The 25,744-nt window shown below is 73.2% G+C and carries 21 protein-coding genes and 1 pseudogene; 14 read left to right on the forward strand and 8 right to left on the reverse strand.

The window, feature by feature from the left end; genetic code table 11:
* Window positions 1–58: 58 nt before the first annotated feature.
* On the reverse strand, window positions 59–1,663 hold the full coding sequence (locus tag V6U79_RS02435) for a phytoene desaturase family protein (protein ID WP_334613305.1): 1,605 nt from the start codon (window positions 1,661–1,663) through the stop codon (window positions 59–61).
* A 52-nt stretch (window positions 1,664–1,715) separates the two neighbouring features.
* A complete protein-coding gene (locus V6U79_RS02440) occupies window positions 1,716–2,579 on the reverse strand; it encodes a YhjD/YihY/BrkB family envelope integrity protein (protein ID WP_334613306.1) in 864 nt (287 codons plus the stop codon).
* A 51-nt stretch (window positions 2,580–2,630) separates the two neighbouring features.
* Here V6U79_RS02440 and V6U79_RS02445 point away from each other — a divergent pair, with 51 nt between their 5' ends.
* Genes V6U79_RS02445 through V6U79_RS02455 form a run of 3 tightly spaced genes read left to right on the forward strand, consistent with a single transcriptional unit; the run spans window position 2,631 to window position 4,353 of the window.
* On the forward strand, window positions 2,631–3,179 hold the full coding sequence (locus tag V6U79_RS02445; protein WP_334613307.1) for a GNAT family N-acetyltransferase: 549 nt from the start codon (window positions 2,631–2,633) through the stop codon (window positions 3,177–3,179).
* A 52-nt stretch (window positions 3,180–3,231) separates the two neighbouring features.
* On the forward strand, window positions 3,232–3,714 hold the full coding sequence (locus tag V6U79_RS02450) for a YcxB family protein (protein WP_334523035.1): 483 nt from the start codon (window positions 3,232–3,234) through the stop codon (window positions 3,712–3,714).
* Window positions 3,715–3,771: 57 nt separating this feature from the next.
* The gene (locus V6U79_RS02455) at window positions 3,772–4,353 is read left to right on the forward strand and encodes a hypothetical protein (protein WP_334522987.1); all 582 of its coding nucleotides are present in this window, start codon (window positions 3,772–3,774) and stop codon (window positions 4,351–4,353) included.
* Between the two features lie 12 nt (window positions 4,354–4,365).
* On the opposite strand, the gene V6U79_RS02460 is transcribed toward V6U79_RS02455, so the two are convergent.
* The 3 genes from V6U79_RS02460 to V6U79_RS02470 are packed head-to-tail and all read right to left on the reverse strand — an operon-like array spanning window position 4,366 to window position 5,176.
* Window positions 4,366–4,674 carry a hypothetical protein gene (locus V6U79_RS02460; protein WP_334613309.1) on the reverse strand — a complete coding sequence of 103 codons (309 nt, stop codon included), beginning with the start codon at window positions 4,672–4,674 and terminating at the stop codon, window positions 4,366–4,368.
* Window positions 4,671–4,934, reverse strand: a complete 264-nt coding sequence (locus tag V6U79_RS02465; RefSeq protein WP_334613310.1) for a hypothetical protein — start codon at window positions 4,932–4,934, stop codon at window positions 4,671–4,673. The genes V6U79_RS02460 and V6U79_RS02465 overlap by 4 nt, the downstream gene beginning before the upstream one ends.
* Window positions 4,931–5,176: a hypothetical protein gene (locus tag V6U79_RS02470; protein WP_334613311.1), complete on the reverse strand. Its 246-nt coding sequence runs from the start codon at window positions 5,174–5,176 to the stop codon at window positions 4,931–4,933. The genes V6U79_RS02465 and V6U79_RS02470 overlap by 4 nt, the downstream gene beginning before the upstream one ends.
* Window positions 5,177–5,327: 151 nt before the next feature.
* On the opposite strand from V6U79_RS02470, the gene V6U79_RS02475 reads away from it, so the two are divergent.
* The 11 genes from V6U79_RS02475 (at window position 5,328) to V6U79_RS02525 (ending at window position 18,586) form a co-directional block, all read left to right on the forward strand.
* Entirely contained in the window at window positions 5,328–6,134 is an 807-nt protein-coding gene (locus V6U79_RS02475; protein ID WP_334613312.1) for a helix-turn-helix domain-containing protein, read from the forward strand.
* Complete coding sequence (locus V6U79_RS02480) at window positions 6,125–6,334, forward strand: DUF397 domain-containing protein (RefSeq protein WP_334613314.1); 210 nt, start codon at window positions 6,125–6,127, stop codon at window positions 6,332–6,334. The genes V6U79_RS02475 and V6U79_RS02480 overlap by 10 nt, the downstream gene beginning before the upstream one ends.
* A 79-nt stretch (window positions 6,335–6,413) precedes the next feature.
* Window positions 6,414–6,545 carry a hypothetical protein gene (locus V6U79_RS02485; RefSeq protein WP_334613316.1) on the forward strand — a complete coding sequence of 44 codons (132 nt, stop codon included), beginning with the start codon at window positions 6,414–6,416 and terminating at the stop codon, window positions 6,543–6,545.
* A gap of 65 nt (window positions 6,546–6,610) precedes the next feature.
* Window positions 6,611–7,822 carry a 1-deoxy-D-xylulose-5-phosphate reductoisomerase gene (gene dxr, locus V6U79_RS02490; protein WP_334613319.1) on the forward strand — a complete coding sequence of 404 codons (1,212 nt, stop codon included), beginning with the start codon at window positions 6,611–6,613 and terminating at the stop codon, window positions 7,820–7,822.
* Window positions 7,822–9,069 (forward strand): M50 family metallopeptidase, encoded by a 1,248-nt coding sequence (locus V6U79_RS02495; RefSeq protein WP_334523002.1) that lies wholly within the window; start codon window positions 7,822–7,824, stop codon window positions 9,067–9,069. Before dxr ends, V6U79_RS02495 begins: the two co-directional genes overlap by 1 nt.
* 9 nt (window positions 9,070–9,078) lie before the next feature.
* Complete coding sequence (gene ispG / locus V6U79_RS02500) at window positions 9,079–10,254, forward strand: flavodoxin-dependent (E)-4-hydroxy-3-methylbut-2-enyl-diphosphate synthase (RefSeq protein ID WP_334523004.1); 1,176 nt, start codon at window positions 9,079–9,081, stop codon at window positions 10,252–10,254.
* Window positions 10,255–10,576: 322 nt separating this feature from the next.
* Entirely contained in the window at window positions 10,577–11,416 is an 840-nt protein-coding gene (locus tag V6U79_RS02505) for a GNAT family N-acetyltransferase (RefSeq protein WP_334523006.1), read from the forward strand.
* A gap of 232 nt (window positions 11,417–11,648) precedes the next feature.
* Window positions 11,649–12,785 carry a sugar ABC transporter substrate-binding protein gene (locus tag V6U79_RS02510; RefSeq protein ID WP_334523008.1) on the forward strand — a complete coding sequence of 379 codons (1,137 nt, stop codon included), beginning with the start codon at window positions 11,649–11,651 and terminating at the stop codon, window positions 12,783–12,785.
* Between the two features lie 19 nt (window positions 12,786–12,804).
* Window positions 12,805–13,641 (forward strand): ATP-binding cassette domain-containing protein, encoded by an 837-nt coding sequence (locus V6U79_RS02515; RefSeq protein ID WP_334523010.1) that lies wholly within the window; start codon window positions 12,805–12,807, stop codon window positions 13,639–13,641.
* Between the two features lie 61 nt (window positions 13,642–13,702).
* Entirely contained in the window at window positions 13,703–14,950 is a 1,248-nt protein-coding gene (locus V6U79_RS02520; RefSeq protein ID WP_334613320.1) for a sugar ABC transporter permease, read from the forward strand.
* A gap of 138 nt (window positions 14,951–15,088) precedes the next feature.
* Window positions 15,089–18,586: an ATP-binding cassette domain-containing protein gene (locus V6U79_RS02525; RefSeq protein ID WP_334613321.1), complete on the forward strand. Its 3,498-nt coding sequence runs from the start codon at window positions 15,089–15,091 to the stop codon at window positions 18,584–18,586.
* A gap of 19 nt (window positions 18,587–18,605) precedes the next feature.
* On the opposite strand, the pseudogene V6U79_RS02530 reads toward V6U79_RS02525, so the two are convergent.
* From V6U79_RS02530 to V6U79_RS02540, 3 genes and pseudogenes are all read right to left on the reverse strand, one after another.
* A pseudogene (locus V6U79_RS02530) lies at window positions 18,606–19,671 on the reverse strand (NADH:flavin oxidoreductase/NADH oxidase).
* A gap of 64 nt (window positions 19,672–19,735) precedes the next feature.
* Window positions 19,736–21,034 carry a dicarboxylate/amino acid:cation symporter gene (locus tag V6U79_RS02535; RefSeq protein ID WP_334523038.1) on the reverse strand — a complete coding sequence of 433 codons (1,299 nt, stop codon included), beginning with the start codon at window positions 21,032–21,034 and terminating at the stop codon, window positions 19,736–19,738.
* Between the two features lie 266 nt (window positions 21,035–21,300).
* Complete coding sequence (locus V6U79_RS02540) at window positions 21,301–25,635, reverse strand: FG-GAP-like repeat-containing protein (RefSeq protein ID WP_334613322.1); 4,335 nt, start codon at window positions 25,633–25,635, stop codon at window positions 21,301–21,303.
* Between the last annotated feature and the right edge of the window lie 109 nt (window positions 25,636–25,744).

The following is a 25,744-nucleotide window of genomic DNA, read 5'->3' on the forward strand; positions in this document are numbered from 1 at the left end:
GTGAACCAGTGCGAGCCGGGCACCACAAGTGCATGATCGACGTGGGGTGGGCCTTGGCTCACCTGCCGAGGTCGGTGAGGATGCGGCGGGCGGCGTTGTGGCCGGCGGCGCCGATGACGCTGCCGGCCGGGTGACAGCCGGCGCTGCCGGCGTAGACGCCGTCGATCCCGGTGGCGTACGGCATCCGGTCGGTGAACGAGACGGTGTTGTCGACGTGGTGGATGTGCCCGCCGGTGATGCCGAAGTGCGCCTCGATGCCGGGCGGGGGCAGCGGCACCGCGTCGGCGATCAGGTCGGCGGTGCCGGGGGCGTACCGCTCGCAGATGGCGATCAGCTTGTCGACGTAGCCGGGGAGCGCGGCGTCCCAGGTCGTGCCGGCCGGCTGGTAGGGGACCGACTGGACGAAGAGCGCCGAGGAGTGGTGGCCGGCGTCGTCCGACAGCGACGGGTCGACGGTGGTGTGCAGGTACCACTCGATGGTCGGCTCCTCCGGCAGCCGGCCGGCCTGGACGTCCGCCCACATGGCGCGCAACGCGGTCATCGGCGAGGTGGCGTCCCCACCGACCAGCGAGGCCGAGCCGGGGAGCAGGTGGATGGTGGAGCCGAACGGGCTGGCCGTCCCCTCCGGCAGGCAGGAGAAGCGGGGCAGCCCGGTGAGCGCCAGGTTGAGCTTGAGGGTGGTGCCGGGGCGGCGGACCGCCGCCATCCGCTCGTGCAGCGGCGCCGGGAGCGCGCCGTTGGGCAGGAGTTCCATCAGCCGGTACGGGTCGCAGGCGCCGAGCACCACCGGGGCGGCGACGTGCCGGCCGTCGGCGAGCGTCACCCCGCTGGCCGCGCCGCCGGCGTCCAGGGTCACCCCGGTCACCGGCGCACCCGTTTCGATGGTGGCCCCGGCGGCGCGGGCGGCCTCGGCGAAGGTCCGGGAGACGGTGCCCATGCCGCCCTCGGCGATCATCCAGGTGCCGTCGGCGCCCGGAAGTCTGGCCATGTTGTGGACCAGGAAGTTGTGCCCGGTGCCGGGGTCGTCGGGGCCGGCGTTGAGCCCGGAGAGGCCGTCGGTGACGGCGTACATGCTGACCAGCAGCTCGGAGCGGAAGTCGAAGCGGGCGAGGTGATCGGCCACCGAGCCGCGGACCAGGTCGACGAAGGTCTGCCGCAGCGCGGGGCGGACGTACCGCTCGGCGGTCTCCTCGACCGGCAGCGGCTCGGCCAGCCAGGCCGGCGCCAGGTCCTCGCGGAGCTGGGCCAGCTCGGCCTGCATCGCGTCGTCGGCGGCCACGTCGGCGGGGGAGAAGAACTCGGCGAGCTGCTTGCGGGTGGCCGCCGTGTCGCTGCCGAAGAGCAGGTACGGCGCACCGAGGCCGCCCGGGGTGGGCAGGAAGTAGTGCGGGTCGCGGCGCAGCACCGGGATCCGCACGTCGAGCGCCGCGAGCAGCTCCGGCGGCATCAGCCCGAGCAGGTACGACCCGGTGGAGTGGCGCAGCCCGGGCACCCGGGGGAACGGGTTCTCGGTGCGGGTGGCCCCGCCGATCACCTCGGCGGCCTCCAGGACCAGCACGTCCAGCCCGGCGCGGGCCAGCAGCACGGCGGAGACCAGTCCGTTGTGCCCGGACCCGACGACCACGACGTCGGCGCGGGAGGGCAGCTCGCTCGGTGCGCTCATGGCCCGGCAGCCTAGTGCCGCAGGGCCCCCTCCGGGAGGGGTCGGCGGCGCCTCATCGACCGACGGCCCCAGGGCCGGCGCGACCGGCCGCGCGGGCCACCCGCCAGTGGGACAGCGCCAGCGTGGCGGAGTAGCCGGCCAGGACGATCACGTGGAACAGGTAGAGCCAGAGCAGCACCGCGACGCCGCCGCCGATCTCGTCGAAGCCGCCGAACGGGACGCCCAGGTCGATCGGGAGCGAGGCGAACAGCACGAACCCGTGCAGGAAGCCGGCGAGGTTCGCGGCGGTGAACGAGCCCACCGCGAGGGTCGACAGCCAGTCCGGCGAGGCCGGCCCGACCACCCGGAACACCCACATCAGCACCGGGGTGAGCACCAGCCACACCCCCAGGAACGACAGCACGACGCCGAGCGCCCCGACCCAGCCGCCCTGGCGGACCAGTCGGGTGGTGGTGGGCAGCGCGATCAGGATGGACAGCAGCAGCGCCGGGGCCGGGGCGAGCAGCGGCAGCAGCAGCAACCGGCCCCGCCAGCCGACCATCGACTCGTCCGGGTGCGGTGGCTTGGCGACGGAGACGAACGCGCGGCGCAGCCCCTCGCCGTAGAGGGAGGCGGGCAGCAGCGACGCCAGCGCGAGCAGCGGGGTCAACTCCACCCCGGCCGCGACCAGGGCGTCCACCGCCCGGGGCGCGCCGATCGCGTCGGGCAGCGTGTCCACCGCGTACGAGGTGAGCCGGCGGACCCGCTCCCCGCCCGCCAGCAGGGAGGTCAGCCAGATCGCGAGCAGCGCCACCGGCACCACGGCGATCGCCCCGTAGAAGGTGATCGCGGCGGCGTGCAGCGACAGGTCCCGGCCGCGTACCGGTCGGAACGCGCCCCGGGTGATCCGCTTCGTACGCCGCCATGCGTCGCCCATCACGATCCTCTTCCCCGCGGCGGGTCCCCGCACGCATTACGATCCCCCGCCATGACCGTGCTCATCACCGAGCGGCTGCTGCTGCGGGACTGGACCGACTCGCCGGCGGACCTCGACCGGATCTTCGACATCTACTCCCGGGACGAGGTGGTGCGCTGGTTGGGTGTGGCGTCGGGGCTGCCGCTGACCGAGCCCGCCCAGGCGGCCGACCGGCTGGCCTTCTGGCGGGACCGGCACGCCGACCACGGCGACCGGTACGGCACCTGGGCGATGCAGGAGCGGCGCACCGGGCTGGTGGTGGGCAGCCTGCTCCTCAAGCCCCTGCCGGGGCCTGACGAGAGCGTGCCGACCGACGACATCGAGGTCGGGTGGCACCTGCACCCCGACTCCTGGGGGCACGGCTACGCCACCGAGGCGGCCCGGGCCGTGCTGGCCCGCGAGTTCGCCACCGGCACCCGGGAGGTGTACGCGGTCGTCTCGCCCGGCAACGAGCCGTCCATGGCGGTCGCCCGCCGCCTCGGCATGACCCACGTCGGGCAGCGCACCGACTGGTACGGCGGAGAGCTGTTGGAGACCTTCGTCCGCCGCGCCGACGACTGAGCCCCGCCAGGTCAGCGGGGGCGGCGCGGGGGCCGTATCGTCTCCCGCCGTGATGATCACTTTCGAGACGCAGCCGGACCGGCGGCGGCTCACCGCCGCCCTGCGCAGCGCCTACCGGCGCATCCTGCTGCTGTACTGGCTCTGCCCGGTGCTGCTGCTCCTGCCGGCGCTGACGACGGTGCTCATCGGTGACCCCCTGAGGGCTGTCCCGTGGATCGCCGCCGCGGTGGTCGCGGCGCTGCTCTCCCCGCTGGTCCTGCGGGCGATGGTGCGCGCCAGCTGGAAGATGTACGGCATCCCCATCACGTGGACGATCTCCGACGAGGGCGTCCGGTACGCGAACGCGCTCTCCGACGGCACCGTGCGCTGGGCGGCGCTGACCGGCGTGGAGCCCATCCCCGGCCAGTTGCTGTTCCGGCTCAGCCGGTACCAGGTCTTCCCGGTGCCGGTCGACAGCCTGGACGCGGAGCAGCGGGCCGAGCTGTACGCCAACCTGCGCGGCCGCGGGCTGCTCACCGCCGATACCGACAACTGAGCTCTGTCGGGCGGGAGGGGCACCACGGAGATCATCCGGACGGTAGGGTCGGCGGCCATGCCCATCGAGTTCGATCACGCCCGGGACCGCTCGTACGCCCGCCGGCTCTTCGCCGTCACCAGCCGACACAACCGGATCTTCATGGTCTGCCTCGGGCTGCTGCTGATCCTCACCGGCCTGGCCGCCTACGACGGCGAGCCGGGCTGGCGCACGATCTGCGCCTCGGTCGCCCTCGGGATCGGCATCTGCTGGATGATCAAGTTCTTCATCATGCCCTGGCAGCTGGTGCGGCGACTGCCGACGACCTGGTTCCACCCGCGCCACTACCGGGTCGACGCCGACGGGGTGGAATGGAGTTCGCCGACCGCCCGGACCTGGATCGGCTGGGCGGCGGTCGGCCGGGTGACCACGGAGCCGTTCGCGTACCTGCTGTGGCAGCCCGGCGGGCTGGGCATGTGGGACATCCCGCGCGGGGCGCTCACCCCGGACCAGGACCGCGACCTGGCGGCCCTGATCGCCGCGCACGTGGGCCGGGCGCCGGAGGAAGCGGCGGGCGGAACCGGCCCGCTCACCGCCACGCCGGAGGTCGAGGCGCCGGCCAGCACGGCGGTGCCTGGAGTGCGCCCTCCCACGCCGTAGCACCACGCCACCTCAGGTTGGTGCGTCCCGCCCGTCACGGTGCGGGACCGGATCCCACGGTCGGGTCCAGCCGATGAAGCGGGTGAAGTAGTGCGCCGGGTCGATGTGGTCGGGCCGCGTGCGCAGCCGGTCGGTGATCGCGTCGTGCATCAGCAGGCACAGGTAGACGGCCAGCCCCGGCCGATCGTGGGCGTACTCGGTGCGTAGCCGGAGCTTGGCCGGCTGGCAGGGCCACGCGGCGGCGCAGGCCCGGCAGCGCCAGGTGGGCCGGCTGGCGACGTGCCGACCGAGTTCGGCCAGCGACACTCCGTCGCGACTCACCGGGCGTCGCCGGCCGAGCGGGCGCGGAGCGCGGCGACCCGGACCAGCGCCGTGCGGAGTTGGCCGCCACGGGCCTCGCTGCCATCCGGCCGGATCTCCACCCCGGTCAGCTCGACCCACTCCAGGCCGGGATGAGAAGTACCGGCGGCTTCGGCGGTGATCCGTAGCCGCAACGGCCCGGTGCCGTAGCAGTAGTCGGCCTCGGAGATCGTCACCAGGTCGCCGACGACCAGCAGCGGCGTCGGCTCCGGCCGCGTCACCGGCGGCCACCGTTCGCCCGGTACGCCCGTCCCCGGGCGTCCAGCGACTCCGCGTCGACCCGGGGCCCGGCGGCGCCGACCCATCGGTGGGTGCGGTTCGCCGGGGGCGGCGTTCCCACAGGTACGCCGGCCAGCCGGTCCGGGCAGGGCCAGCGCAGCCCGCAGGTGCAGTACCGGCCCCACCGCCACCAGTCGCGCCGGTGCCGTGGTGCCAGCGGTACGGGCTTCGGCCCCTTGCTCATCCGCTTCTTCCTTCCTCGCGCCTGTTCACACTCTGCTGGGGACGCGACTACGGTCGGAAGGTGGCGAGCGCCCTCAGCGACCGCCGTGCCGGCCGGCCGGGACGCGGTGGTCGTCGGTGGCGAACCGTGAGCGGCGTGTGGTGGAGGTGTGATGGGCAACGGTCCGATGTCCACGCTGGAGTTCCTCGGCGCGGAGCTGCGGCGGGCCCGCCGGGAGCGCGGGCTGAGCCAGGAGGAGCTGGCCCAGCGGATCAGCTACTCGTCGTCGCTGGTCGGCATGGTGGAGATCGGCCACCGCACCCCGTCACAGGACTTCATCGCCCGGGTGGACGCGGCGCTGGAGGCGGGCGGTCTCTTCGAGCGACTGCTCGTCCTGGTCCGCGCCGACGCCGCGCCCCCCTGGTTCCGGGAGTGGATCAGCGTGGAGCGGGAGGCGACGCTGATCCGCTGGTTCGAGCCGTCGCTGATCCCCGGGCTGTTGCAGACGGAGGCGTACGGTCGCGCGGTGCTGCGCGGCGGCCGGATGCTCCGGGAGGGCGAGGTCGAGCAGCGCATCACCTCCCGACTGGAGCGGCAGGCCGTGTTGGATCGGGAACAACCGCCCGAGTTGGTGGCGGTGGTTGACGAGGCGGTGCTGCACCGGGCGGTGGGGGAGCCGGCCGTCATGGTCGAGCAGTTCGAGCACCTCTTGCGGGTCACCGAGCAGCCGCACGTCGACCTGCACGTCGTGCCCGCCGAGGCGGGCATGCACGCGGGGCTGGCGGGCGCGTTCATCCTGGCCCGGACGCCCGACGGCGGTGAGGTGGCGCACCTGGATACGCCGCTGCGGGCGCACGTCACGGACCACCCGGACGACATTGCTAGCCTTCAACGGAGGTGGGAGAGTCTGCGGGGCGAGGCGTTGCCCCGCCGGGCCTCCCGGGAGCTGATTCGGGGGCTGGCGAAGTCATGGACCTGACCGGCGCGGTCTGGCGCACCTCCACCCGCAGCGACAACGGCGGCGCCACCTGCGTCGAGGTGGCGACCAACCTCCCGCACGTGGTCGGGGTGCGGGACAGCAAGGACCGGCAGGGTCCGGCGCTGACGTTCCCGCCCGCGGCCTGGGCCGTCTTCGCCCACGCCGTCGCGCACGCGAGTCTCACCTCGCACCCCTGCTGACGGCACCGGTCCCTCCCGGGCCGAGCCGACCCAGCTCACGGCCGGACAAGGCCGTCGCACCTCTTGTGCGATCACCTCGATGAAAGCTCTGGGCGAGCTGGTCGACGGGCACTTCCAGAGGGTGGTGACTGCCACGGCCGGTGCCACCTTCGTCATGGGACGGCCGTTCGAACTGTCCATCGATCCCGCAGACCTCCTCGACGACGGGTGAGGGATCGCAGGGCGAGGGCTGAGGCTCCCAGCGGGGCCCCGAGGAGGTGGGGGCAGAATGGCCGCGTGACTTCTCGCCGCGACCTCGTCCTGCTCGGCTCCACCGGTTCGATCGGCACCCAGGCCATCGACATCGTGCGGCGCAACCCGGACCGGTTCCGGGTGGTGGCGCTCGGCGCCGGTGGCGGCAACGTGGAGCTGCTCGCCGCCCAGGCCCTGGAGCTGGGCGTGGACGCGGTCGGGGTGGCGAAGGCGTCCGCCGCGCAGGACCTCCAGCTCGCCTTCTACGCCGAGGCGAGCCGGCGCGGCTGGGCCACCGGGGACTTCCGGCTGCCGAAGATCGTCGCCGGGCCCGACGCCATGAGCGAGCTGGCCCAGTGGCCGTGCGACATCGTGCTCAACGGGGTGGTCGGCTCGCTGGGGCTGGCACCGACCCTGGCCGCGCTGCGCGCCGGTCGTACCCTCGCCCTGGCCAACAAGGAGTCCCTCGTCGCCGGCGGCCCGCTGGTGAAGGCCGCGGTGACGCGGCCGGGGCAGATCGTCCCGGTCGACTCCGAGCACTCAGCGCTGGCGCAGTGCCTGCGCGGCGGGACGCGGGGTGAGGTGCGCCGGCTGGTCGTCACCGCCAGCGGTGGGCCGTTCCGCGGCCGGCGGCGCGACGAGCTGACCGCCGTCACCCCGGAGCAGGCGCTGGCGCACCCCACCTGGAACATGGGCCCGGTCGTCACGATCAACTCCGCCACCATGGTCAACAAGGCGTTGGAGGTGATCGAGGCGCACGAGCTCTTCGACGTGCCCTACGCCGACATCACCGTGATGGTGCATCCCCAGTCGGTGATCCACTCGATGGTCGAGTTCGTCGACGGCTCCACCCTCGCCCAGGCCAGCCCGCCGGACATGCGGCTGCCGATCGCCCTGGGCATCGGTTGGCCGGACCGGGTGCCCGAGGCCGCCGCCGCGGTGGACTGGACCACGGCGCACACCTGGGAGTTCGCGCCGCTCGACGACGCGGCGTTCCCGGCGGTGGCGCTGGCCAAGGCGGCCGGCGAGGCCGGCCGCTGCCGCCCGGCGATCTACAACGCGGCGAACGAGGAGTGCGTCGCGGCGTTCGTCGCCGGCCGGTTGCCCTTCCTCGGCATCGTCGACACCCTCCAGCGGGTGTTGGAGGAAGCTCCCGGTTTCGACGAACCAGGTACCGTCGAGGACGTGCTCGCGGCGGAGTCGTGGGCGCGCGCGCACGCGCAGGAGATCATCGCGGCGTCGGTGGAAGGAGCTTGATGGCAAACCTGCTCGGGGTGGCGCTCTTCGCCCTAGCGATCCTCATCTCGGTGAGTCTGCACGAGGCGGGGCACATGCTGACCGCCAAGGCGTTCGGGATGAAGGTCACCCGATACTTCGTCGGCTTCGGTCCCACTCTCTGGTCCTTCCGCAGGGGTGAGACGGAGTACGGCGTCAAGGGCATCCCCCTCGGCGGATTCTGCAAGATCGTCGGGATGACCCCGCAGGACGACGACGTGGACCCGGCCGACGAGCCCCGGGCGATGTGGCGCTACCCGGTGTGGAAGCGGACGATCGTCATGTCCGCGGGATCGATCACCCACTTCGCGCTCGCCCTGATCGCGACCTGGATGGCGGCCGTCACCCTGGGCCTGCCCAACCCCGACTTCCCCAGGACCGACGCGCAGGTCCGTCAGGAGCCGGCGGTCATCTCCGTCGAGGAGTGTGTGACCCCGGACACCGCGCGGGCGTGTGCCCCCGGGGACCCGGCCAGCCCGGCCGGCCAGGCCCAGCTGCGCGACGGCGACCGGATCACCTCGCTCAACGGCACCCCGATCAACAAGTACGGCGACCTGCTCACCGGCCTGCGCGCCCTGAAGCCCGGCCAGACCGCGCAGATCGGGTACGTCCGCGACGGCCAGCCGGGCACCACCAGCGCGGTGCTCGGGCAGACCCAGCGCCCGCCGCTGGACGATCCGAAGGGCGCCGTCGGCCCGGTCGCCGCGCTCGGCATCGGGCTCACGTACAGCACCCCGCCCCGGCTCACGTACGGGCCGGGGGAGGCCTTCGGGGCCACCGCCGACTTCACCAAGGAGCTGGCCGTCGGCACGGTCCAGTCGTTGCAGCGGCTGCCGCAGAAGGTGCCCGCCCTGTGGACGGCGATCACCGGCGGCGAGCGGGACGTGGACACCCCGATCAGCGTGGTCGGCGCCAGCCGGCTCGGTGGTGAGGCGTTCGCCAACAAGGCCTGGCTGGTCTTCGTGACGCTGTTCATCGGGTTGAACTTCTTCATCGGCGTCTTCAACCTGCTGCCGCTGCTTCCGCTCGACGGCGGGCACATCGCCATCATCTGGTTCGAACGGGTCCGTTCCTGGCTTTACGCCCGGATCGGCCGCGCCGACCCCGGTCGCGTGGACTACCTCAAGCTCATGCCCTTCACGTACGCGATGATCCTGATCGGTGGCGCGTTCACGCTGCTGACCATCACCGCGGACGTCGTCAACCCCATCACGCTCTTCCCAAGGTGAGTGCCTGAAGTGACCGCTGTCAGTCTCGGTATCCCCGCCGTGCCGCCCCCGCCGCTCGCCCCGCGTCGGGCCAGCCGCCAGATCATGGTCGGCTCGGTGCCGGTCGGTGGGGGTGCGCCGGTCTCGGTGCAGTCGATGACCACCACCCTCACCTCCGACGTCAACGCCACCCTCCAGCAGATCGCCGAGCTGACCGCCTCCGGCTGCCAGATCGTCCGGGTCGCCGTACCCAGCCAGGACGACGTGGAGGCGCTGCCGGCGATCGCCAAGAAGTCGCAGATCCCGGTGATCGCCGACATCCACTTCCAGCCGAAGTACGTCTTCGCCGCGATCGACGCCGGCTGCGCGGCGGTCCGGGTGAACCCGGGCAACATCCGGCAGTTCGACGACAAGGTCAAGGAGATCGCCCGCGCGGCCGGCGACGCGGGGGTGCCGATCCGGATCGGCGTCAACGCCGGCTCGCTGGACAAGCGGCTGCTCGCCAAGTACGGCAAGGCCACCGCGGAGGCGCTGGTCGAGTCGGCGCTCTGGGAGTGCTCGCTCTTCGAGGAGCACGGCTTCCGGGACATCAAGATCTCGGTCAAGCACAACGACCCGGTGGTGATGATCCGGGCGTACCGGCAGCTCGCCGCCCAGTGCGACTACCCGCTGCACCTGGGCGTGACCGAGGCCGGGCCGGCGTTCCAGGGCACCATCAAGTCGGCGGTCGCCTTCGGCGCGCTGCTGGCCGAGGGGATCGGCGACACCATCCGGGTCTCGCTCTCCGCCCCGCCGGTGGAGGAGATCAAGGTCGGCAACCAGATCCTGGAGTCGCTCGGGCTGCGCGAGCGCGGCCTGGAGATCGTCTCCTGCCCGTCCTGCGGTCGGGCCCAGGTCGACGTCTACAAGCTCGCCGAGGAGGTCACCGCCGGCCTGGAGGGGCTGCCGGTGCCGCTGCGCGTCGCGGTCATGGGCTGCGTGGTGAACGGCCCGGGTGAGGCCCGCGAGGCCGACCTCGGTGTCGCCTCCGGCAACGGCAAGGGCCAGATCTTCGTCAAGGGGAAGGTCGTGAAGACCGTCCCCGAGGCGCAGATCGTGGAGACGCTGATCGAGGAGGCGCTGCGGATCGCCGACGAGATGGGCGCCGAGCTCCCCGAGGAGCTGCGGGGCCTGGTCCCCGGCGGCGCCACCGTCACCGTCCACTGACCTCGCCGGGCGTCCACCAAACGCCCGCCACCCACGACTGAGAAGGAGTGGCCGTCCCACCCGGGCCGGCCACTCCTTTCGTTCCCGCCCCGGCACCCGGCGCCGGCCAGCCCGGGAGCCGATCTTCGTCCGCCGCCGTGTCCCGCCCTGTCGATCATGCAGTTGTCGGGGGTGATTCGTGGGGCTTCGCGGCGTTCGTTCACCACCACCAGTGCATGATCGACGGTGTGTGGGGCGGGTGGCGGTGTGAGGGGGCTGACATCAGGGAGCAGTGCCCCGGTCGGCCCGCGCGGCCCGGTCACCATCTGGCAGGCTGGTAGTCGTGCTGACGCTGCCGGTACGTCAACTGGGTGAGTCGGAGCGCCGCGCGGTGGAGCGGCTGCTCGACCTCGACCCGTTCGCGGGCGCGCAGGTCGCCGAGCGGGTCGCCGCCCGCGGCCTGGCCTGGTGGCGGGCCGAGGGCCGGATCCTCGGCTACGGACCCCGGCGCAACCTGGAGTCGATCTGCTGGCTCGGGGGCAACCTCACCCCGGTGCTCGCCTCCGAACCGGCCGTCGCCGCCTTCGCCGAGCAGCTCGCCACCGAGGAGCGGATCTGCTCCTCGATCGTCGGGCGGGCCGACGCCGTGCTCGGGCTCTGGGACCGCCTCGCCGACGCCTGGGGGCCCGCCCGGGACGTCCGTCCCAACCAGCCCCTGCTCGCCACCGACCGGGTGCCCCCGGTAGCGCCCGACCCGGAGGTGCGCCTGGTGCGGGCCGGCGAGATCGACCGGCTCTTCCCGGCGGCGGTCGCCATGTACACCGAGGAGGTCGGCGTCTCCCCGCTGGCCGATGACGGCGGACGGGCCTACCGGCGCCGGGTGACCGACCTGGTCCGGGCCGGCCGCGCGTACGCCCGGCTGGTCGACGGCCGGGTGGTGTTCAAGGCCGAGCTGGCGGTGGTGACCCGGCGGACCGCGCAGGTCCAGGGGGTGTGGGTGGCGCCCGAGTGGCGCGGGCGCGGGATCGCGACGTCCGCGATGGCCGCGGTCGTGCGGGACGCGTTGAAGCGGGTCGCGCCGACGGTGAGTCTCTACGTCAACGACTTCAACCTGCCCGCCCGCCGGGTCTACGAGCGCTGCGGCTTCCGCCCGGTCGGCACCCTGGCCACCGTCCTGTTCTGACCCGGTCCGTCGAGGGCGGGGGTCCGCCCGGTCGTCCGGAGCTGGCGCGGTGGCTGCCCCGCGTCCGGGGTGCGTCGACCGCCCGGTGCCGGACCCGCTCCACCCAGCCACCATTCCTGGAAGAACGTCCATATTCCCCATCAAGCCGCCTGAATTGGACGAAGCTGACAGGGTCAGTCCTGGTTGCAGCGGCGCACGGGGGCGCCGCCAGCCGGACTCCAGGAGGTGGCGGATGGCAACGAGACATCGCGGCAGGGTGGCGGCGGCCGGTGCCGTGCTTACCGCCTGCCTACTGATCACCGGCTGTGGCGGGGGCGGCGACGACGACCGTGGTGGTGGCGGCGGCCAGAAACCCCCCACCGGCAAGGAGAACACGGCGAACGGCTTCAAGATCGGCCTGCTGCTCCCGGAGTCGAAGACCACCCGGTACGAGGTCTTCGACCGGCCGCTGATCCAGGAGAAGCTCCGCGAACTCTGCAGCAAGTGCCAGGTGCTCTACCAGAACGCCGACCAAGACCCGGCCAAGCAGCAGTCCCAAGCCGAGGCGATGCTCACCCAGGGCGTCAAGGTGCTCATCCTCGACCCGGTGGACGCCAAGGCCGCGGGCGCGATCGTCAACAACGCGGTATCGCAGAACGTCCCGGTGGTCTCCTACGACCGCCTGGCCGAAGGACCGATCTCCTACTACGTCTCGTACGACAACCGGAAGGTCGGCCAGGTACAGGGCCAGGCGCTGCTCGACGCGCTGAGCAAGGGCGGTGACCCGAAGCGGGGCCAGATCGTCATGCTCAACGGCTCACCGACGGACCCGAACGCCGCCGACTTCAAGGCCGGCGCCCACTCGGTGCTGGACGGCAAGGTCAACATCGGCCAGGAGTACGACACCCCGGACTGGTCGCCCGACCGGGCTCAGCAGCAGATGGAGCAGGCCGTCACGGCGCTCGGCCGGGAGAAGATCATCGGCGTCTACGCGGCCAACGACGGCATCGCCGGCGGCGCGATCGCCGCGATGAAGGGCGGTGGCTTCCCCAGCCCGCTGCCGCCGGTCACCGGTCAGGACGCCGAACTCGCCGGCGTGCAGCGCATCGTCGCCGGGGAGCAGTACATGACGGTCTACAAGGCGATCAAGCCGGAGGCGGAGATCGCCGCCTCGATGGCGGTGGCCGCCGCGACCGGTCAGCAGTACACCGGCAGACCGACCCAGCAGCGCAACAACGGCACCCTGGAGGTGCCCTCGGTGCTCCTCGACCCGGTCCCGGTCACCCGGGACAACATCGAGGAGACCGTCATCGAGGACCGCTTCTACACCCGGGACCAGGTCTGCTCCGGCGCCTTCGCCGAGGCGTGCGACGAAGCGGGCATCTCCTGAGAGGGGCGGACGGGTGACGGTGAGCGAAACGCCCGTGCTCGCGATGTCGGGCATCTCGAAACGGTTCGGCGCGGTGCAGGCGCTCTCCGACGTGTCGCTGGAGGTCCGCCCCGGCGAGGTGGTGGCGCTGGTCGGCGACAACGGGGCCGGCAAGTCGACCCTGATCAAGGTGATCGCCGGGGTCAACCCGGCCGACACCGGGGAGATCCGTTGGACGGGCCGGCAGGTCCAGATCGGTCGACCCGCCGACGCCAGCGCCCTCGGCATCGCCACCGTCTACCAGGACCTCGCGCTCTGCGACAACCTCGACGTGGTCGCCAACCTCTACCTCGGGCGGGAACTCACCCGGGCCGGCCTGCTCGACGAGATCGGGATGGAGCGACGCGCGCGCGAGCTGCTCACCAGCCTCTCGGTCAAGATCCCTTCGGTACGGGTGCCGGTGGCCGCGCTCTCCGGCGGGCAACGGCAGTCGGTCGCCATCGCCCGGTCGCTGCTCGGCGAGCCCCGACTGGTGCTGCTCGACGAGCCCACCGCCGCACTGGGCGTCGCGCAGACCGCCGAGGTGCTCGACCTGATCGAGCGGCTCAAGAAGCGCGGCCTCGGGGTGCTGCTCATCAGCCACAACCTCGCCGACGTGAAGGCGGTCGCGGACCGGGTGGTGGTCCTGCGGCTGGGACGCAACGGCGGGGTGTTCGACCCGAGCCGGACCAGCCAGGAGGAGATCGTCCAGGCGATCACCGGGGCCCTGGACAACGCGGTCAGCCGGCGCCGGGCTCGGGGCGCTCCGCTGCCGGAGCAGGGCGGCGGCGAAGACAGCGGCCCGGCGAACCGGGCCACCCCCCGGGACCAGTTGTGAGCCGCCGTCCGGCGCCCGACCCGGCCGGTGCCGTCGGGCAGAGCAACCAGGAGGTGTCCCGTTGAGCACGTCGACGACCAGTCCGGAACCGCCGGCCGGGGACAGCGTCCAGACCGGGCCGGGAGGTGGCGGTGGCCGCTCGCCGATGGCCGCGATCCGGCGCCGACTGCGCACCGGTGAGCTGGGCGCCTGGCCGGTCATCATCGGACTGATCGTGATCTGGGTGGTCTTCCAGTCGCTCAACGAACGGTTCCTCAGCCCGCAGAACCTCTCCAACCTCACCCTCCAGATCGCCGCGACCGGCACCATCAGCATCGGCGTGGTGCTGGTGCTGCTGCTCGGCGAGATCGACCTCTCGGTCGGCTCGGTGGCGGGGGTGGCCGCCGCGGCCCTGGCCGTGCTGACCGTCCGCAACGGCTGGGGCGACCTGGCCGCGATCATCGTGGCGCTGCTGCTGGGCATGGCGATCGGCGCCCTGCAGGGCTCGATCTTCGCCCGGCTCGGGGTGCCCGCCTTCGTGGTCACCCTCGCCGGCAACATCGGCTGGCAGGGCCTCCAGCTCTTCCTGCTCAAGCCCGAGGGCACGATAAACCTGCCGTACACCGGCTTCATCGGCCGGATCACCCACGTCAACCTCGGCCCCGCCACCGGCTGGCTGATCGGGGCGCTCGCCGTGCTGGTGTACGCGGCGGCGGTGCTCCTCGACACGCGCCGCCGGGCCGCCGCCGGGCTGCCCACCCGCAGTCCGGTCCGCTCCGTGCTGCGGATCGTCGGCCTGGCCGTGCTGGTCGGGGTCACCGTGGCGGTGCTCAACGCCTGGCAGGGCGTGCCCGCGGCGCTGCTCATCCTGCTCGCCCTGGTGGTGATCGTCGACCTGGTGCTGCGCCGCACCCGGTACGGGCGGGGCATCTTCGCCGTCGGCGGCAACGTGGAGGCCGCCAGACGCGCCGGCATCAACGTCACCCTGATCAGGATCTCCGTCTTCGCCCTCACCTCCACGCTGGCGGCGCTCGGCGGCATCCTGATCGCCTCCCGCGGCTACGCCGCCGGCCAGTCCACCGGCGCGGCGGACACCCTGCTGGTGGCCATCGCCGCGGCGGTGATCGGCGGGGTGAGCCTCTTCGGCGGACGCGGGTCGACGTACGGGGCGCTGCTCGGCAGCCTGGTGCTCGGGTCGATCACCTCGGGCATGTTCCTGTTGCAGCTCGACTCCTCGGTCCGCTTCATGATCACCGCAGCGGTGCTGCTCGCCGCGGTCATCCTCGACTCGCTGTCCCGGCGGGGGCGGCGGTCGAGCGGCCGGGCCTGACGTCCCCGGGCGGCCGGACGGCGCCGCCGTCGGCCGCCCCCACCGCCGCGCTCCGGCGGTCCCGGCGTAAATGCGTTGAGCAGCCGGGCCGCACCCCGCAGGCTGGAACCTCCGCCACCGGATCCGGAGGACCCACCCATGCGCCTGCTCCGCGACCTGTGGGTCACCTCGCCCCACCGGATCACGATCGTCGGCGTGCTGATCGTGCTCGGCGCCGCCGGGCAGGCGGCCGCCTCGGCGCTGGCCGGTCCCGTCCTGGTGCACCGGTCGGCCGGCTGGTTCGCCGCGCTGGTCGTCGCGCTCGTCGCCGCTGTGGTCACCGACCTGGTGATCGGGCTGCTGATGGCCGGCCTCACCGCCGACTGGTCCGCCGACGTGCGCCGCCGCCTCTGCCGGGTGGCGCTCGGGCAGGACCTGGGCACCCTGGAGACCACCCCGGTCGGCGAGCTGCTCGACCGCATCGACAACGACGTCTACCAGGTCGCGGCGGAGCTGCGGAACACCGGCGTACGGCTCGTCCAGGGGCTGGCCGTCTGCCTGCTGGCCACGGCGAGCGCCATGTTCGTCTGGTGGCCGGCCGGGGTCGGCATGCTGACCCTGACCGCGCTGCTCGCCGTGGCGCTGCGCCGCCCCACCACGGCCATCGCCCCGGCCCGGATGGCCGAGGAGGAGGCCTGGTCCGACCTCGCCGCGGTGATGGAGGAGGCGGTCCACGGCCAGGACGACGTCCGCACCAGCCTGGCCCGGCCCTACGTGCTGCGGCTCTACGCCCGCCGCGCCGCCGAGGTGCTGGCCCGGGGACGCCGGGTGTTCCTGATGTCGGCCCGGGTCACCACCATCGCCGCCGGCGCCATCCGGGTCGGCATCGCCGCCGTGGTGCTCGGCGGCGCCTGGGCGCTGACCGCCGGCCGGATCGACGGAGCCCGGGTGACCGCCATCTGGCTGCTCGCCATCGCCTTCGGTGCCACCGTCGAGCACATCGCCCGCTGGGTGCCGCACCTGCAGTACGCGCTCGGCGCCTGGGCCCGGGTGCAGCTGCTCTCCGGCGCCCGGCAGGAACCCGCGGGCGGACTGGCCCCGGTCGACGGCGACCTGACCGTGCGCGGGCTCACCTTCCGCTACCCGGAGAGCGAGGACACCGGCCGGGGGCCGGCGCTGCGCGACGTCCGGCTGACCTTCGCCCGGGGCCGCTCGTACGCCCTGGTCGGGCGGACCGGATCGGGCAAGTCGACGCTGGCCAAGGTGCTCACCCGGGCCGTCGACGTGCCGCGCGGCACGGTCCTCCTCGGCGACATCGACCTGCTCGACCTCGACGTCGAGGAGCTGCGCCGGTGGATCGCCGTGGTGCCGCAGCGCACCGAGATCCTGGCCGGCACCCTCGCCGAGAACGTCGCGCTCTTCGACCCCGACCTGCTCGACGACGCCACCCGGGCGCTGGAGGAGCTGGGCCTGGCCGGCTGGATCGCCGAGCTGCCCGACGGGGTGCGGACCCGGCTGGGCGAGGGCGGGCACGTGCTCTCCGCCGGGCAGGAACAGCTGGTGGCGTTCGCCCGGATCCTGGTCCGCGACCCGCACGTGGTGATCCTCGACGAGGCCACCGCCCGGCTGGACCCGGTCACCGAGACCCGGGTACGCCAGGCCACCGAGCGCCTGCTCACCGACCGGATCGGCATCGTCATCGCGCACCGCCTCTCCTCGGTGCGCCGCTGCGACGAGGTGGTGGTGATGGCCGACGGCGCGGTGCTGGAGGCCGGGCCGCTGCGCGGGTCGCGACGCTTCGCCGAGCTGCTCGCCACCAGCCACGCCGGCGCGTACGCCCCGGCCGGCGCGGCACGCGGCGGGGTGGACCTGCTTCCCGCCGCGGGCGGGGAGTGGGACGTCGTCGAGCCGCTGCCCGAGCCCGCGCCGTCCGCCCGGCCGGTGGCCGTACCCAAGAGCGACCCGCCGCCCCCGCCCACGCCGCCGTCCGCGCGGACCATGCGGGAGATCCTGCGCCTGGCCCTGAACGACCCGCGGTACGGCCTGGTCTCGGTCGGCATGTTCGTCGTCATGGTGCTGCTCGGCCTGGACGGCGCGGTGCTGCCCTGGCTCTGGGCGGACGTGGTCGACGGTGGCAGTCCCTGGCTGCCGGCGCTCGGCATCGTCGTCGCGCTGCTGGTCGTGCTGCCGCTGCCCTACTTCACCAACCTGTGGTTCCCCCAGTGGTGGGTGCGCCAGATGCTGCGGATCAGCCTGCGCCTGGTGCACGGCCAGACCGGCCCGCGCCGGGTCAGCGCGCACACCCCGGCCGAGGTGGTGGCCCAGGGTGGCGACACCGAACGGGTCGTGGAGCTCGCCGACAACCTGGTCGACCAGTTCATCGCCGTGGTGCTCCTGGTCACCATGACGGTGGTGACCGGCAGCGCCGTGCCGGGGCTCTTCTTCGTCGGCACGATGGTGGCCTCCGGGCTGGCCGCGACGCTCTTCGGCCCCCGCCTGGAGCGCTCCGCCCGGGGCACGGTCAAGGCCCGGGCCGCCTTCGCCACCGCGCTGGTCTCCACGCTCTCGGCGGCCCGGACGGTGAAGCTCGCCGGCGCCACCCGCCCGGTGCTGGACCACCTGGCCGGGCTGGACACCGTCCGCAGCGACCGGCAGCGCCGGGAGATCTCCATGCAGGTGTGGGCCCGTTCCACCCCGTCGGTGCTCAGCGGGCTGCTGCCGATCGGGGCGTGGGCGCTCTACCTGTCCGGTGGGCTCTCCGCGGGCGCCACCCTGGTCGCGGTCTCCACGCTGGGCGCCGCCCGCTGGTTCGCCTGGACCACCGCGTCGTTGGTCTCCCACTACCCGTCGGCCCGGGTCTGGACCCGCCGGACGGTCGCGATGTCCGGGGTCGGGGCGTACTCGGCGGCGGTGCCGGGGGTGGACATCGTCGCCGGCACCGCGCCCGCGCCGGTGCCGCCGGCCCGGCGCCCGCTGCGCCGGCTGGAGCTGGCCGGTTTCGGGGCGCTGCACACCGACGGCACGCTCGCCGTACGGGACGTCGACCTGACCGTCGAACGCGGGCAGCTGGTGCTGGTGGTCGGGCCGGTGGGCGCCGGCAAGTCGTCGCTGCTGCGCGCGCTGGCCGGGATCGTGCACCACACCGGCACGCTGCGGTGGAACGGCGAACCGGTGACCGAGCCGGAGCTGTTCCTGCGCCCGCAGCAGGTCGGGTACGTCGGCCAGCTACCCCGGGTGCTCTCCGGCACGGTCGCCGACAACATCGCCCTCGGCCACGACGTGGACGCGGCCGGCGCGGTGGCCACCGCCCAGCTGGAGCACGACCTCGCGGCGGCCGGCGGCGGGCTCGGGCTGCTCATCGGGCACAAGGGGACCCGGCTCTCCGGCGGTCAGCTCCAGCGACTGGCGCTGGCCCGGGCGTTGGCGCCGCGGACCGAGCTGCTGGTCGCCGACGACGTGTCGTCCGCGCTGGACGTCACCACCGAGCTGGCGCTCTGGGCGGCGCTGCGGGAGCACGGGGTGACCGTGGTCGGATCGACGTCGAAGCGGGCCGCGCTGGTCCGGGCCGACCACGTGGTGGTGCTCATCGACGGCACGGTGGCCGCCCAGGGCCCCTGGCGCGACCTCGAGGACGACTGGAGCCACCTGGCCGGCTGACCTCGGAGGCGGGTCCGGGTCAGAAGGCGCGGGCGTACTGGTCCGGCCAGCCCGGCGCGGCACCCAGCTTGGCGGCGGCGCGACGCGGCCAGTACGGGTCGCGCAGCAGCTCACGGCCGAGCAGCACCAGGTCGGCCTCGCCGCCGGCGACGATCTCCTCGGCCTGCTCCGGCTCCACGATCAGGCCCACCGCGCCGGTGAGCACCCCCGCGTCGCGGCGGATCCGGGCCGCGAGGGGCACCTGGTAGCCGGGCCCGACCGGAATGGCCGCCCGAGCCGAGGCGCCGCCGGAGGAGGCGTCGACCAGGTCCACCCCGGCGGCGGCCAGCTCGCCGGCGAGCACCACGCTGTCCTCGACCGTCCAGCCGCCCTCGACCCAGTCGGTGGCGGAGATCCGGGCCAGCACCGGCGTCCGTTCGCCGACCGCCGCGCGGACCGCCCGGGCCACCTCCAGGGTGAGCCGCATCCGGGCGGCGCGGTCAGCCGCCGTAGCCGTCGGTGCGGTGGTTGGTCAGCGGGGAGAGGAACTCGTGCAGCAGGTAGCCGTGCGCGGCGTGGATCTCCACGGCGGCGAAGCCGGCGTCCAGGGCCCGGGCCGCGGCGACGGCGAACGCCTCCACCACCAAGGCGATCCCGCTCTCGTCGAGCGCGGTCGGCCGCCGATGGTCGGTGAGGAACGGCTCGTCGCCCGGGCCGACCGGCGTCCAGCCGCCCTCGGCGTCCGGCACGCCGCCCCGGCCGTCCCACGGCCGGTAGGTGGACGCCTTGAACCCGGCGTGCGCGAGCTGCACGGCCGGCACCGCGCCCTGCGCGGCGACGAATCCGGTGACCGGGCGCCAGGCGTCGACGTGCGCGTCCGACCAGAGCCCGGTGTCCTGCGGGCTGATCCGCCCCTCCGGCACCACCGCGGTGGCCTCGGTGAGGATCAGGCCGGCACCGCCGACGGCCCGGGAACCGAGGTGCACCCGGTGCCAGTCGGTGGGCAGGCCGTCCGGGCCGGCGCTGTACTGGCACATCGGGGCGAGGGCGACCCGGTTGGGCAGGGTGACCGCGCGCAGGCTCAGCGGGGTGAACAGGGCACTCATGCGGTGATCCTCCAGCAGCGCCGTCGGGGAGACCCCGAGGGGCCTCCCCGACGTACGGCAGGTGTCAGGCGGGAACGGGAGCCAGCTCGTCGGAGCGGGCCGGCCGCTCGGTCTCGTCGGCGTCGATCAGCTCACGCCGGCCGGCCGAGTCGTACGCGGCCCGGTCCAGGGTGCCCTCGCGGGCGGCGACGACGGTCGGCACCAGAGCCTGCCCGGCCACGTTGGTGGCGGTGCGGATCATGTCCAGGATCGGGTCGATCGCCAGCAGCAGGCCGGCGCCGGCCAGCGGCAGGCCCAGCGTGCTCAGGGTCAGGGTGAGCATCACGGTCGCGCCGGTGAGGCCGGCGGTGGCGGCCGAGCCGACCACCGAGACGAAGGCGATCAGCAGGTAGTCGGTGACGCCCAGGTCCACCCCGAAGATCTGCGCGACGAAGATCGCCGCCAGGGCGGGGTAGATCGACGCGCAGCCGTCCATCTTCGTGGTGGCGCCGAAGGGCACCGCGAAGGAGGCGTACTCACGCGGGACGCCGAGCCGCTCGACCGAGCGCTGGGTCACCGGCATGGTGCCCACCGAGGAGCGGGAGACGAACGCCAGCTCGATCGCCGGCCAGGCGCCGGCGAAGAAGCGCAGCGGGTTGAGCCGGCCGGCGACCACCAGCACCAGCGGGTAGATCACGAAGAGCACGATCGCGCAGCCCACGTAGACGGCGGTGGTGAACTTTGCCAGCGGCGCCAGCAGGTCCCAGCCGTACGAGGCGACGGCGTTGCCGATCAGGCCCAGCGTGCCGATCGGGGCGAGCCGGATCACCCACCAGAGCGCCTTCTGCACGATCTCCAGCAGCGAGCGGTTGAGCGCGACGAACGGCTCGGCGGCCTCGCCGACCAGCAGCGCCGCGGCGCCGACGACCAGGGCGAGGAAGACGATCTGGAGCACGTTGCCCTCGACGAACGCGCCGACCGGGTTGGTCGGCACGATGCCGGTGAGGAAGTCGGTCCACGAGCCGGTCTTCTTCGGTGCGGCGGCGCCGGCGGTGTCCAGCGCCACGCCCCGGCCCGGGTCGGTGAGCAGGCCGAGGCCGATGCCGACGGCCACCGCGACCAGCGCGGTCGCGCCGAACCAGAGCAGCGTCTTGAGCGCCAGCCGGGCGGCGTTGGCCACGCCGCGCAGGCTGACCACGCTGACCACGATGGCGGTGAAGACCAGCGGGGGCACGGCCAGCTTGAGCAGCTGGACGAAGAGGCCGCCGACGGTGTCGAGGGTGCTGGCCAGCCAGCTCAGGTCGTTGGCGCGGGCGAGGAAACCGAGCGCCACGCCGAGGACGAGGCCGAGCAGGATCTGCACGGAGAAGGGGAACTTGCGCAGGGCGGAAGCCATGAAGAGGTGTCCAAGGTCTGGAAGGGGTCGGAACCGGGCAGCGTCAGGAACGAGGCTGCGCCGGACAGACGCCGCTGGCCTGCAGTCGGAGATCGACATACAGGCGGACGGTGAGGTGCCAGACATTGGTCATCGCCAGCCGAGGCTACTCCCGGCGAGCACCGGCAAGAAGGAGCGGCCGGCGTGAGGCTCCTTACAGAAGCGCGACGGCCGCCCGTCCCGGGTGACCCGGGTCGGGCGGCCGCCGACACCGCCTAGCCGATGGCCTTGGCCGCGGTCGGGGTCCAGCCGCTGGCGACCTGCACCCGGTTGCTCCAGCCGAGGTTGCCGTTGTTGGCGTACAGCCAGAGGTTGCCGCTCGGGTCCGCGGCCACGACGTCGGGGCGCCGGTCCCCGTTCAGGTCCGTCACCGTCACCCGGTAGCTGGTCCAGCTGGCACCGATCTGCTTGCGGACCCCGAGCATCGCCGACCCCGACTGGCCGGTGTTCGGGTAGTACCACATGTCACCCGCGGTGTCGATCGCGATGACGTCGTCGAGCCCGTCACCGTCGAAGTCGGCGGGGAAGATCCGGTAGTTGCTCCAGCCGGCGCGACCGACCTCCACCTTGCAGCACCCGTCCGGGTAGTGGAAGAGCTGGCCGGTCACGTTGTTGACGCCGAAGTGGTCGGGTCGGGTGTCCCCGTCGGCGTGCCCGGTGGCGTGCGTGTAGCTGCTCCAGCCGACGCCGATCTGCCTCCGTTGCGTGTAGGTCGGTGCCCCGTTGACGTTGGGATAGGTCCAGAGCAGACCGGACGAGTCGACAGCCATCAGGTCGGCCAGGCCGTCCTGGTTCCAGTCCTGGACGTCCCAGCGGTAAGTGCTCCACCCGGTGCCGATCTTCACCGCCGCGCCGAAGGTGGACATGCCGCCGCTGCCGGTGTTGGGGTGCAACCAGAGCCCGCCCGAGGAGTCCGCCCTCACGACGTCCGCTCGTCCGTCGCCGGTCAGGTCATGAGCGGCCGGGGTGGGGTGCACCACCACCTGGTTCCAGGTCTGCACCAGCGAGAGCTGCCCCCGGAGGTGGCCGCCGTAGCTGCTCGTGCCGGTCCTCAGGCTGCCCATCCGCAGGCCGCCGGCGGCGTTCCAGGTCGTGGTGTGCGACGCGGACCCCGCCTGGCGGCCGTTGACGTAGAGGAACATCGTGCTCAGGTTGCCGGCACCCGGCTTGAAGGTGGCGGTGAGCTGGGTCCAGACGCCGAGCCGGGCGCTGTTCGCGCCGGCGGTCGCGGTGTCCCACACCGGAGCGGCCACGTCGCTGCGGGACATCGCGAACCGCCATGAGCTGTCGCTGGCCTCCGCCCAGACCCGGAACCCGGCCGTGGCGGTACCGTCCTGGGAGAGCACGGTCCCACCGGTCGCGTCGGGCTTCACCCAGGCCGACACGGTGAACTCGGACCGGGTGTCGACCGCCGCGCCGGTGGTGACGAGGGTGCCCGTGCCGTCGAGCGCGACGTCCGGGTCGAAGAGGTCACCGGTGTTCAGCTCGACCTTGCCGCTGGCGGTGGCGTGCAGGGTGCCCACGGCGTCCGGTGCGGTCACCGGCGCGGTGGTGAGGGTGTTCAGCTGCCAGGCGTGACTGGCGGTGATCACCGTCTGGTCGGCCTGGGCGGTGATGGTGCCCGTGCCGGGAGCGAGGTCGGTGACCAGCCAGGCGGTGCTCTTCGCCCCGGCCGTCGTGGTCCACAGGTCGGCCGTACCGTCGCCGTTGAGGTCACCGGCGCGCAGGACGGCACCGGACCCCGGGTTCCATGCCGGGTTGGTCAGCGCGTGCGCCGTGTAGGTGAGCTGTCCGGACTCCGGTGTGGCGGTGAGCCCGGTCCACAGGTGCAGGGCGTTGGTGTCGCGGTTCCAGAGGAACATGGCGGTGCCGTCGGCGAGCTGGGCGGTGGTGATCGTCCAGCGGTCCCAGTCGGTGCCGCCGGTCGGCGTGGCGGTCGTCAGGTGGACCGGTTCGAAGTAGCCGCCGACGAAGCCGAGGTTGGGGTAGTAGGTCAGGTGGTAGCCGCGGGTGGCGTCCCCGCTGGTGCCGATGAGATCGGGGTAGGGCGAGGCGAGGCCGCGGCTGTCGCCGGCGTTGGCCAGTTGCCGCGGCGAGTTGCCGTCCGGGTCCACGAGCTGGGCGGGGTCGATGCTCTGCTGGTTCTCGTTGGTCTCGGGCCGCAGCACCGAGCCGTCCCCGTTCGCGCGCAGGATGCCCGCGCCACCGGGGTTGGTGCCACCGGGGTAGTAGACCAGCAGGTCCTGGAGCCCGGTGCCGCCGAAGCGGCCGGTGAGCGCCTGCCCGCCGTCGAAGTCGGTGGGGGCGTTGGCGCCGGTCACGCCGTTGCCGTTGGCGCCGATGTTGCTGGCAACCGGCTGGATGCCGCCGTTGCCGATGCCGCTGGCCAGCCAGACGCCGGACGGGATGCCGTTCGTGGCTCCCACCGCGAGCAGGTCGGGGACGTCGTCGCCGGTGAGGTCCCCGTCCACGGCGGTCGCAGCCGGCTGGGCGTTGAAGGTCACGCTGGCGCTGTCGCCGATGTTTCCGCCGGTGGAGAGGCTGGTGACGGTGACGGTGTTGGTGAACCGGGTCGGCGCCAGGGTGATCGAGGCGCTGCCGTCGGTCTGCGCGGTCACCTCGACCGGTGCGCTGGCGTTCAGCTGGTAGAAGTACCCGCGGGGCGGGGTGCCGCTCTCGGGCGGGCCGACGCTGAGGGTCATCGGCTGGCCGATCGTGATCTGACCGGTCGGCTCGGCCACCGCGGGCTTGCCCGGGCGGGTGGGGTCGAAGGTGAAGGTACAGGTGGCCGACCACTCGCCGGCGGTACGGAAGTCGGTCGCCTGGACCTTCCAGGAGAAGGCGGTCGGCTGCCCGCTGCCCGGCGTGCCGGTGACCCCGGCGGCGGTGCGCAGGCCGGCGACCGGTACGACGAGTACCGCCGTGGTACCGGAGGAATAGGTCAGCAGGCTCGGGTTCGAGGTGGCGATCGCGGTCTGCGTGGGGTCGGAGCTCTTCCAGAGCTTGAAGGAGACGCCGAGGGTGCCACCGTTGCGGTCGGAGACCGGGGCGTAGAGCGAGACCGAGGCGTCACCGACCGTGGAGCCGCCGGCGCAGACCGTCTTCGGCGAGGTGGTCAGGCCGGTGGGCTGGTTGGGCTTGTGGTTGTAGCGGATGGTCAGCGTGGGGCTGGTCTCGAGGAATTCCTTCCAGCTCTGGGTGTCGCTGGCCTCGTTGGCGGCGACCATCCAGAGGGTGCGGGTGGGCTTCTTGTTGGTGACGTCGGTCCTGATCTGGCTGCTGATGTCGAAGGAGACGCCGGCGGCGTCGCAGCCGCTGTAGCCGTGGGCGAAGCTCTTGGAGGCGGCCAGCGGGCCCTTGCTCTGTGACTCCCAGTAGTTCCAGGTGGCGTTGCCGGAGCTGAGCGTCGTGCCGGGGGCGTAGACGTTGACGGTCTTGTCGGTGCAGCTCCACGACCGGGTGTTGGTGATCTTGAAGAACGCGTCGGCGATCTCCGCCCCGGCCAGCGTGCTGTGGGGGACCGGGAAGTTGATCAGGGTGTTGGAGCGTTGGCTGCCGGAGTTGCCGACCTGCATCCGCCCGATCAGGTCGGGGGTGTCCTTCCAGTAGTTGGTCGACTGGTGTTGGTAGGAGATCGTCGCCCAGCCGGACATCTTCGGCCCGATCGGCGTCCAGGTGAAGGTGGGGTCGATGTAGACCGGGTAGACCGTGCGGGCGTCGGTGAGCAACCCGCGGTCCGGGGTGAGGCGCAGTCGGTCGTTGCCGATCCCCACCGCGACGGGGGCGGTGCGGGCGGCTCGGCCCGGCGCCGTCGCGGTGGACCTGGCGCCGCCCGGCGCGGCTGACACGGCCGCGTCGGCGGAGGAGTCCCACATGACCGGGGCGGGCGCGGTGAGCACCGCCGCGCCGGTCCGGTCCCGGCCGGCGATGTTGCCGGCCGCGTCCGTGGCCAGGGTGAAGCCCTTGGCGCGGGTGCTCAACGAGAGGGTGGCCAGCGCCGGGTGCTTCGCCGCCACCGCGTCCCGGACGACGAAGACGTGCGAGAACGAGCCTTCGCCGGTGATCCGGACGGTCAGGTCGACCCCGGGCAGGACGTCGGCATAGGTGGCGGTGGGGCCGGCGAGGGTCGGCGCGGGCAGCGGAACCGGGGTGCCCACGTCGAGAGATCGATCGCCGGAGGTCAACTGGGCCAGCGGGCCACTGCCGCCCGGGGAGAGTCGGACCGGGTTGGTGGTGACCGCGCCGGTGATGCTGCCGTCGGCGTGCCGGACCAGGGTCGGGTCGAGGTTCTTCCACTGGCCGTCGACCCGGGCACGGGTCGGCACGGCGGACTGGGTCAGCTCGACGGTGCCGTCCGGACGGGCGGTGACGAGGGTGGTCGAGGTGCCGGCGGCGCCGGCCTCCACCGGCTTGCCGGTGCGTCGCGCCCGGGCCATCGCCTGGTCGATGCCGAGCGAGCTGGCGCTCGGCTCCGAGCGGGGTGCGTTCGAGGCGGGCGCGGCGGCGACCGGCCCGGTCTCGGCGGTGAGCGCGGCGGCACCGAGAAGCATGCTGGTGGCGGCCGTCGATGCCAGCAGGCGTCGATGAAGTCGGGATCGTTGTCTGGGCAGCACGATGGAATCCCCCCGTGTGTGGCCCGGGCACCGGATCGTGCCCGAT

The organism is Micromonospora psammae (genome assembly GCF_036902725.1).
In the GTDB taxonomy this organism is placed as follows: domain Bacteria; phylum Actinomycetota; class Actinomycetes; order Mycobacteriales; family Micromonosporaceae; genus Micromonospora.

Excerpts from the sequence above, each read along its gene's own strand:
- V6U79_RS02435 (WP_334613305.1), bottom strand. The coding sequence starts at position 1,663 with ATGAGCGCACCGAGCGAGCTGCCCTCCCGCGCCGACGTCGTGGTCGTC.
- V6U79_RS02440 (WP_334613306.1), bottom strand. The coding sequence starts at position 2,579 with ATGGGCGACGCATGGCGGCGTACGAAGCGGATCACCCGGGGCGCGTTC.
- V6U79_RS02445 (WP_334613307.1), top strand. The coding sequence starts at position 2,631 with ATGACCGTGCTCATCACCGAGCGGCTGCTGCTGCGGGACTGGACCGAC.
- V6U79_RS02450 (WP_334523035.1), top strand. The coding sequence starts at position 3,232 with ATGATCACTTTCGAGACGCAGCCGGACCGGCGGCGGCTCACCGCCGCC.
- V6U79_RS02455 (WP_334522987.1), top strand. The coding sequence starts at position 3,772 with ATGCCCATCGAGTTCGATCACGCCCGGGACCGCTCGTACGCCCGCCGG.
- V6U79_RS02470 (WP_334613311.1), bottom strand. The coding sequence starts at position 5,176 with ATGAGCAAGGGGCCGAAGCCCGTACCGCTGGCACCACGGCACCGGCGC.
- V6U79_RS02475 (WP_334613312.1), top strand. The coding sequence starts at position 5,328 with ATGGGCAACGGTCCGATGTCCACGCTGGAGTTCCTCGGCGCGGAGCTG.
- V6U79_RS02480 (WP_334613314.1), top strand. The coding sequence starts at position 6,125 with ATGGACCTGACCGGCGCGGTCTGGCGCACCTCCACCCGCAGCGACAAC.
- V6U79_RS02485 (WP_334613316.1), top strand. The coding sequence starts at position 6,414 with ATGAAAGCTCTGGGCGAGCTGGTCGACGGGCACTTCCAGAGGGTGGTG.
- V6U79_RS02495 (WP_334523002.1), top strand. The coding sequence starts at position 7,822 with ATGGCAAACCTGCTCGGGGTGGCGCTCTTCGCCCTAGCGATCCTCATC.
- V6U79_RS02510 (WP_334523008.1), top strand. The coding sequence starts at position 11,649 with ATGGCAACGAGACATCGCGGCAGGGTGGCGGCGGCCGGTGCCGTGCTT.
- V6U79_RS02525 (WP_334613321.1), top strand. The coding sequence starts at position 15,089 with ATGCGCCTGCTCCGCGACCTGTGGGTCACCTCGCCCCACCGGATCACG.
- V6U79_RS02540 (WP_334613322.1), bottom strand. The coding sequence starts at position 25,635 with ATGCTTCTCGGTGCCGCCGCGCTCACCGCCGAGACCGGGCCGGTCGCC.